At 67.2% G+C, this 1,416-nt stretch carries 1 protein-coding gene; it reads right to left on the bottom strand.

Annotation, left to right across the window (positions count from 1 at the left end):
* Positions 1-43 precede the first annotated feature (43 nt).
* A partial coding sequence (locus AB0F17_RS66435) for an ISL3 family transposase (protein ID WP_358047857.1) occupies positions 44-1,416 on the bottom strand: 1,373 nt, incomplete at its 5' end.

Genomic DNA, 1,416 nt, shown 5'->3' with positions numbered 1-1,416 from the left:
TGTCAACGGCCAAGTGCGTGTGGGTCTGGCCCACTTTCCGTGATCAGTAACCGTGCAGCACGCGGATGCGGAGAAGGTCGGGGTTGGCTCGTCCGTACATGATCCGTTTGATCATCTTGATGCGGTTCACGTTGCCTTCCACTGCTCCAGAGCTGTACGGCAGGGTGAGGCCGGCCTTGACCGCCGCCCAGTCACGGCGAAGCCCGGCGACGAAGTCGCGTAGTTCCCGGGCAGGGCTGGCCTCTGCTCGCGCAGCCCAGCTGTCCAGGTCCTGCTCGCCACGACGATGCACGAGCATCTCGGCGAACTGACGAGTCAGTTCGGTGACCGAGGCCAGTTCTGGACAACGGTCGGTGATCTGTTCGAGTTTGGCCAGGTCCTGGGCGTCGACCTTGCCAGGTGGCTGGACGATCCAGCCGGTGACCTCCCGGACCTTCGGCACGGGAGCGGGTGTGATCGCGGCCGTTGTCGTGCGGAGCTTGGCGGTGAGACGTCGTAGCGTGCGCCCGCTTCCCAGGTAGCCGCGTTCGCGCAGCTCGACCAGGAGCTGATCGGTGCTGCGGCAGCCCTGCTCCCAGCGTTCCTGCAGGTAGGGCAGATAGGCATCGAGGATCGTCCGACGCGGCGTGCGCTCATCGACGATGAGCTCGTCGGCAGTGGCGGCTGTGGCGTAGCGGCGCACGGTCTTGCGGGATAACCGCTGGTCACGGCTGATCTCGGTGATGGTCATCCCTCGGCTGAGCGCCTGGTGGATCTCGGCATGCCGAGTCCGGGTCCGAGCTGCCGAGGCTCCTTCATCGCAGGCCGGTTCCAGCATGGCAGGAGGTTCGGCCTCGGCTTTGGCCGGCTCACGCAGATGCGCGCGAAGCCGGGACACAGCGCGCTGGACCACACCGGACAGGTTGTGCAGCAAATGCCAGCGATCAGCGACCTGCACGGCCAATGGGGCGCCGCGCTGAGCACCTTCGGCATAGCAACCGGCCCGGTCCCGGCAGATCACCTCCACGCCGGGATGAGCCTCCAGCCAGGCCGCGAACGAGTCCGCCGACCGATCCGGCAACAGATCGACCGGATGCCCGCCCTCCACATCGACCAGTACCGTCCCGTAGGTATGGCCCTTGCGCCAGGCGAACTCATCAACCCCCAGCACCCGCGGAGTCGCCACCTGCGGGTCCGGCAAGCTCCGCAACAGCCGCAGCAGCGTCGAACGGCCCACCGCACAAGCCAGACGCGCGCTATGACGGGCACCAGGACGGCCGCCCAACGCCAGCGCCACCGTCCGCAGCATCAACGCAAGCCCCGCCGCGCGTCGGCCGTGCCTGCTGGTCAGGCCCGGAACCTGCTCGGCGAAGGTCCTCTTGTCACAGGTGGTGTTGTCGCAGAAGAAACGGCGCACCCGCATCTGGACCAGCACCT

This window comes from Nonomuraea sp. NPDC026600 (assembly GCF_040638335.1).
Taxonomy (GTDB): Bacteria; Actinomycetota; Actinomycetes; order Streptosporangiales; family Streptosporangiaceae; genus Nonomuraea.
The sequence above is the reverse complement of the archived record's forward strand: the minus strand, read 5'-3'. Positions and strand labels throughout refer to the sequence as shown.